6 protein-coding genes and 1 tRNA gene are annotated in these 6145 nt (G+C 59.4%); 5 read left to right on the top strand and 2 right to left on the bottom strand.

All coding sequences use genetic code 11. The features are described 5' to 3' along the window. The first annotated feature begins 200 nt into the window (after positions 1–200). The 5 genes from AC1D00_RS22405 (at position 201) to AC1D00_RS22385 (ending at position 4390) form a co-directional block, all read left to right on the top strand. Positions 201–277, top strand: a tRNA-Arg gene (locus AC1D00_RS22405). Between the two features lie 690 nt (positions 278–967). Further along, positions 968–1312 (top strand): DUF4238 domain-containing protein, encoded by a 345-nt coding sequence (locus AC1D00_RS22400; RefSeq protein ID WP_477012152.1) that lies wholly within the window; start codon positions 968–970, stop codon positions 1310–1312. Continuing rightward, positions 1281–2132, top strand: coding sequence for a hypothetical protein (locus AC1D00_RS22395; protein WP_477012151.1), 852 nt, complete (start codon positions 1281–1283; stop codon positions 2130–2132). The genes AC1D00_RS22400 and AC1D00_RS22395 overlap by 32 nt, the downstream gene beginning before the upstream one ends. Positions 2133–2417: 285 nt before the next feature. Continuing rightward, positions 2418–3254, top strand: a complete 837-nt coding sequence (locus AC1D00_RS22390; RefSeq protein ID WP_477012150.1) for a hypothetical protein — start codon at positions 2418–2420, stop codon at positions 3252–3254. 227 nt (positions 3255–3481) lie between these two features. Further along, positions 3482–4390 carry an HNH endonuclease gene (locus AC1D00_RS22385; protein ID WP_477012149.1) on the top strand — a complete coding sequence of 303 codons (909 nt, stop codon included), beginning with the start codon at positions 3482–3484 and terminating at the stop codon, positions 4388–4390. Between the two features lie 65 nt (positions 4391–4455). On the opposite strand, the gene AC1D00_RS22380 is transcribed toward AC1D00_RS22385, so the two are convergent. Further along, positions 4456–5646 (bottom strand): hypothetical protein, encoded by a 1191-nt coding sequence (locus AC1D00_RS22380; protein WP_477012148.1) that lies wholly within the window; start codon positions 5644–5646, stop codon positions 4456–4458. A 230-nt stretch (positions 5647–5876) separates the two neighbouring features. Then, positions 5877–6056, bottom strand: a complete 180-nt coding sequence (locus AC1D00_RS22375; RefSeq protein ID WP_477012147.1) for a hypothetical protein — start codon at positions 6054–6056, stop codon at positions 5877–5879. Positions 6057–6145: the final 89 nt, after the last annotated feature.

The following is a 6145-nucleotide window of genomic DNA, read 5'->3' as shown; positions in this document are numbered from 1 at the left end:
AGCTAGGGTTATGGATTCCGGGCCTGACCCTTCGGGTCCTCCCGGAATGACGGAAAAACCGTCATCGCCCTGCAAAATCTCCCCATCCCGGACCTTGCCAACCGGGGCAAGAGCGGTTAGTCAGAGCGCTCTTTCGCACCCCTCCGGCGCTGTCCGGAGGCTGCGTGCGGGCCCCGCCCGCAAACGCTGTTCGCGAAAACGCGCCCGTAGCTCAGCTGGATAGAGCATCAGACTACGAATCTGAGGGTCGGACGTTCGAATCGTTCCGGGCGCGCCATTTATCTTGCTGAAGTCGCTGGTGATTTGGTGCCGCAGTTCAGCGGGATGATTTTGTGGTTTGCAGGCAGTTTGCAGAACGAACGCACCGTTACGCTGAGGTGCTGGCTGCGGCCGGCTGAAGGCAGGTGGCACCAACTACTCGTGTGTGGGCAAAAACAGCTTCCCAAGCTGCATAAGAGGGTTCGATTCCCTTCGCCCGCTCCAAATCAAGTTATCCCTGCGAGACAAGGCCTTCTTGCATTTTTGTGCACGACTTTCTTGTGTTTACGCGATTTCCTATACAACGTCCGTACAAATCTCCGCAAAAAGCGCCTTCGAGGCTCGGTCGGCTGACTTAAAAAACCGGCTTTAGGTCGTGGATCTCGACGCAATGGCGATCGACCGCGGACTTTCAGTGAGCGGTAGCGTAGCTGGTCCAGACGAAATTGGAGACACCCGATCCGGTCGACAAAAACGCGTCTATAGGGACATCGGCGTGCCTTCTAGCCTCCGTGATTGGTTTCGCGTTTTCGTCGCTCTCGTTTTGCCGACGTGGCGGGGCGATGGAGGGCTGCGATCATTCCAGCCGACATCGTCAGCATAACGACGGCGATCATGAGGACGATGCACCGAGTCGGCGCGACCCTTGGAAGCGTAGGCCGGGATCAAGTGTTCCCAAATCGCCTGCAAGCGGTATCTGATCCGCGAGATGACCGTTCCGATTGACCACCACTTCATTCCGGCGTTCTTCCTCGCGCAATGGGCCGACGGAACTGGCAAGCTCGTCGAATACACCCTGAAGCACGGCAAGTTGATAGCGAAGGCGGTCGGTCCGCGTGCGACCGGCTACGAGCCGCATCTGTATTCGTTTCCGGAATTGCCACGCGACGCCGCCAACTTCCTGGAGACGGTTTTCTTCGACTATCCGCCGACGCGCAAGACCGGGACGACCGGCCGCGGTCGCCGTAGCCAACCGATCGATGTTCTCGTCGTTCGTCGTCGCGGCCACTGCGCACGTTTGCGTGGCCTTCGTCACGCTTGCGCTGGGATCTGACTTTGCTGCGGCGCAGGCGACCGATCCGGTCGAAGCGCTAGGATATCGTCAGAGCTCAGAAGGGCGGTCGCTCGTCCAAACCGCGCTGAAGTCCGCGAACGCGGTTCTATCGTCCTCTTCGTCTTTCCGCCTCATGTCGTCGTGGAGCCTTAAAGGCGGAGAAGGCCGATCATCGGACGATATTCTGGTGTTCAACGTCGCAACTACCGTCAAACCCTTCGTCATCCAAGTGCCATTCCGTTCCTGCCACTGCATCTTCGTCCAGGAGGAAGCCTTTCGGAAAAGTGTCGACCGATATGCCCGGAATTCCAAAAAAACTTCCGAAATAGATCCTTCGGAGTTGCTCGCCTTCATGCTGCTGCACGAGGTGGGCCATCAGGAAAGCGGCCATCCCGGGTTCATGGACCAGGAATCGCCGGACCTGAACTTCGATGACAACGAAATCAAAGTCCGCGAGCGAGCGGCCGACGAGTTCGCGGCAAAAGCTTTGGTGACCGCCGGCAAGGACAACGGGCGGGTGGACGCGTTCCTGGCCGCGATGAAGCTCGAAATGGCTCTTTCGAAAGTCTCTTTCAACCTGAGCGGCATCCGCGTCGTGGATCGCTTCGGCGGGTCCACCTTATGCTCGAAGGACTTGTTCGCCGACAAGGGCGTCAGCCATCCGAATTTCGAGCTGCGCATACTGAAGGTAAACGACATAATTTCGGGCACCACGACTTCGCGTCAATTGGTCAGCGACTTCGAAAAATTCGTCCGACCGGACCCAGATAGGCCAGATCGTGGCGAAGCTGCAACACGTAGGGTAGATTCTATAATGTGACGCGCCTTGTGATTGCGTAGGCGGCGCGGGGCCAATACGCTCGCTCCGTCTGTTATCTCGGTGACCCATGCATTTTCGATCCATAATGGTTTTTGTCCTCCTGATTTCGTCGTCGGCCGCGATGGCTCAAAGCCGCAAGGCGAGCGATCCGATCATCATCTGTCCGACCGCGAAAATCGCCCGCTGCGACGTGCTGGTTGATCCCATGGGGAATCCCGCTCAGCCGGTCAAATGCCCAGCTTCCCACTGCAGAGCGAGTGCGACGATCAGAGACGGTAAGAAGGTTTGCAATTTCTCATGCCCCGAGTACTTCGACATCTTCAACTGATCCCTCGCATACTTGCTCCGCTCGCGACGGTTTCGGCGCTTGTCGGCTGCGGTACGTACGTTCCGCCTCTTCAGKAATATTTCGAGACGGCGCCTCCTGACGCGGTTTTCTCCGCCGGCGGACAATTCGAATACGCCATCAAGACCAAGATCTATTGCGACATCGTCGAAGCGGTCGTCACCAGTCGCGAAGCCGGCGTCCTGCCCACGGGGTGGGCAGTCCAAACCACACTCGATCTTCAAGTGGACGAGTCCGGTTCGTTGAATCCGGGGGCAACCTACATCGATTCACCGACGTTTTCGATCGGCGCCGGCGCCGTGTTGTCGTCGCAAGCTACCAAGGAAAGCAAGTTCGGCAGCTATTGGAATCTAGACAAGCTGAAAGGGGCCGGGAGCAGCCCGTGCGCGAGTACTCATCCCACAGGCAGCTCTCTGCTGCTGAGCGAGTTGGGAATAACGCAGTGGTTGCAAGACTCGCTGAGGAGCCGATATTTCCTACCGTCCTCTGAGGGGAAGAAGGGCGACCCGTTCTTCAAGCAGGACTTTCTATCCCTACACGTCAAGTTCATCGTCACCTCGAGCGGGAGCGTCACGCCGGCCTGGAAGCTAGTGCGCGTCAGCACGGGTAACGGTGGATTGCCGCTGGTCGGGGCAGGCCGGGTTCGGACGCACGACCTCCTTCTCACTTTCGGACCCACCTTTGCCGCGGGAAGCCCGAACTTGGCGATAAGTTCGCATGCGGCCCAGGACTTCGGCAATGCGGTTTCCAACGGCCGCCGCGTACCGACGCCTTAGCGGCGCCGACGCCGGAATCCCGTCTAGTTCGTAGAACGCATCGACGCTTGGGTCGGTATGGCTGATGCATTCAACGAGCGTCCGAGCGCGATAAGTCCGCAATGACGCGCGACGCTTCACGAACGTTGACGGACTTTCCAACCTTGAAGCCGGCATCCGGCCTGGTACGCTGCGCCGATCGGATGATTACGGCGGGCTTGTGAGGCGTGGACGACGAACTTATCAGGATGTCGGCGTTCGCGGCGCTCGATCGGCTGCTGACCGGGCGGGCGGTGCTTCCGTGGAGCGCGATCGAGCCCGGTTTTGCGGCTCCCGGATTTGACCATCGCCTTCGGTTCGCGAGCCGCGCGAAAGGCATCTTCAAACCGAAGGAGATGGCCGGCATCCTCTCCGTGAGAACGGTCATGCCCCGAAAGGGCAGAAGGATCTGGTATCGAGACCAGCACGACGGTCGTGATGCCTTGTACGCGGGCGACACGACCGTCCGCTACAGCTTCAGAGGCGAAGACCCCGCGTCCTCCGACAATCTGATGCTAAGGGATGCGCTGGAGAAGCAGCACCCGATCATCTACTTCGTCGCCGTGTCACCGGCCGTCTACATGCCTCTCTACCCCACCTTCGTGGTGAATTGGTATCCGGAGAGGCTCGAAGCAGATCTGACTTTCGCTCCATCGGCCTCGATGACGAAAGTCGTCGCTCCTCCGGCGACGCCGATCGAGCGCCGCTACAGGCTGGTCGAGGTGAAGCAACGGGTTCATCAGGCCGAGTTCAGGGAGGCGGTGCTCGATGCCTACGACGCACGATGCGTGATCACCGGGCTGTCCGTGCGCGAGCTTCTCGATGCGTCTCACATCATGCCGGACGCCGACGAGAATTGGGGACAGCCCTGGATTCCGAACGGTCTTCCGCTGAGCAAAATTCATCATGCCGCCTATGACACTAATCTGATCGGCATTGATCCCGACGGCCTCGTTCACGTGTCGCAGCGGCTGTTGGCCGATTGTAGGGATCTCGATGTGCTGAAGGCCGTCGAAGCGATGAAAGGGATGCGGATTCGAAAGCCCCGATCGGAAGAGGATCGGCCGGATCGCGATCGCGTGGCATTGCGCTTCGAAATGTACCTGGCGGCCAACTAGGCATTGAGCGAGCCGCGGGCAGGCTGCTGGGTCCGGCGGCTCGGGCCGCGAGACGGAGACGATCGTCAAATTCCCAAGACTGCCAGCGCGTCTAGATCTGCGGGGACCATCTCCTCCGGCCAAGTCGGATCGAGGCGTTGCGACGCGTCGAACGACAAGAAGTCCTCGCGAATGCGGTTGATCTCCCAATGGTCGATATTGACGACTGAGGGGATGAAGGACCGAAGCAGTTCGAGGCGTTGTCGCGACAGGCGGTCGTTGTCGTCAATCGGCTCGCACAGCGCATCGAATGCCGGCCCGAACGAGCGGAAAGGTCTCGACTGCCAATGGTCGCGAAAGGGATGACCGAGCATTCTCACCACGTCGCGAAAGATCGAATCAAGGCGGATCTGTTGTTTCACCTCGTTCACGACTTCGGGGAAGAGCGTGTCCAGCTTGACGTGTCGTCTCACCTCACTGATCAATTCAGGCATCAGTACTTCGATCGTCGGGAACGCGCTCTGGCGATGGTGGCCTGCGTCGACCGCAGCTTGGCGGTCGTCAGCCAACCAGAAATGCCCTTTGCCGAGTGCGATTTCAGTCTGGTGTCTAACGAAGGATCCTGGTTCGCTACGCAATCCGCCGTATCTGGGATCACCGTGACGATGCGGACCGACGCTCGCGATGTCGATCTCCCAGACGCTCTTCTTCCCATGACAATTACGGAAATAGATCGGCATGCCGCCGCGGAAGTAGGCATCATCCCCGCAGACCAGTACGTTTTCGTAGGTCTTGCGTTGGGCTTGGGCGAGCCTCTCGCCGCTCTCGTCGGCGATCAGTTCTCTGATCGGCGGGATCATCGTTGCGACGTCGTAGCATTCGTCGATTGCTTGCGCTCCGAAGAAGGAGMGATCGTCCTTGATTGAACGGAGACACTCTTCGGCACTCGTCGACCGGCTCTCGGTACCGTACGGCTCGTAGACGTTTGRCCACCAGATGCAGCCGTCGTAGAACAAGATTTCGAACTTCATCGCCTCGCGCTTGAACTCCCAAGGGGTTCTGCGTTTCGTGCGCGGTCGTGCCAACGGCAGGATGTCCAATTCAGGCTGGCTGACGCGAAACGCAAGCTTGGCTTCGTCGGGGTCGATATGGCGCACCACGGCAGTGTCGGCGCCCCGGAAGAGTCCGGCGCGCGGCTTTTGGGCTCCCTTCGGGATGTAGTCCAGCCGGTAGGTGAAGCCGAGTGGGACCGGTACGAGACGCATCGCAAGCTCCATCAACGCCCGCCGTTAACGAGCGTCTGAAACGTTCGCTCGTGTCATCGTCCGGCGCAAGTGGCTCGTGTCATTTAGAAAATCGGTGCTGTGGAAACGCGGTGGAGACGGTTCCGCGTGTGCGGTCGGATCATCCAAGCCGATCGCGATCGCGTGGCCTTGCGCTTCAAAATGTACCTCGAGGCCAATAGTCGTCCGTCCCGTAGGCAAGATGCGAACGGCCTCGCACCTGATCACGATCTTCGGGACTTCAGCGCCCGTTTCACCGCGTTCTCGATGAATTGCCAGGCCTTCAGATCGGAGGCGGCGGCGGCTTCTTTGGCTGCCGCGATGATGTCCGGCTTCATGTAGATCAACATGGCCCTGCGACCGTCGGTCCGGGGCTTGGCGCCGGCCTTCGCTGCCTTCGGCATTTGCTTCCGCACCCTTCTGGATTAACCAAACCGACATTAGCAGCGAGGCGCGCGAGGACTAAGAGGCGACCTTTCCAAAGCTGTTGATG

It is taken from the genome of Bradyrhizobium sp. P2_E8 (genome assembly GCF_056403875.1).
This window is presented reverse-complemented; position numbering and strand designations above follow the sequence as displayed.